The sequence below is a fragment of the Paraburkholderia sp. SIMBA_027 genome (genome assembly GCF_046535315.1).
Classification (GTDB): domain Bacteria; phylum Pseudomonadota; class Gammaproteobacteria; order Burkholderiales; family Burkholderiaceae; genus Paraburkholderia; species Paraburkholderia tropica.
In genome coordinates this window covers 1-262 of the sequence record NZ_JAWRWY010000860.1, presented here as the reverse complement: position 1 = coordinate 262, position 262 = coordinate 1, and the positions used below count along the sequence as shown (strand labels likewise).

The following is a 262-nucleotide window of genomic DNA, read 5'->3' as shown; positions in this document are numbered from 1 at the left end:
ATCGGCACGCTGTCGCCCGCCTGGGTCAGTGGCATGAAGCAGGCAGCGAAGGCGGCTGCCCGCAACGGCAAGCCCTGGGTTCTTGATCCGGTCGCCCACTACGCCACTGGTTTCCGCCGCGAAACGACGGCCGCACTCCTGGACCTCAACCCAACGATCATCCGCGGCAACGCTTCGGAGATCATCGCGCTTGCCGGCAGCGAAAGCCGTGGCCAGGGCGTCGACAGCCGCGACCCCGTCGAGCAGGCCGAAGGTGCGGCGC

General features: G+C 68.7%; 1 protein-coding gene. It reads left to right on the top strand.

The annotated features are described in order from the left end of the window. Positions 1-262 (top strand): hydroxyethylthiazole kinase (locus SB764_RS41525; protein WP_410866969.1); only part of this gene is annotated, 262 nt, incomplete at both ends.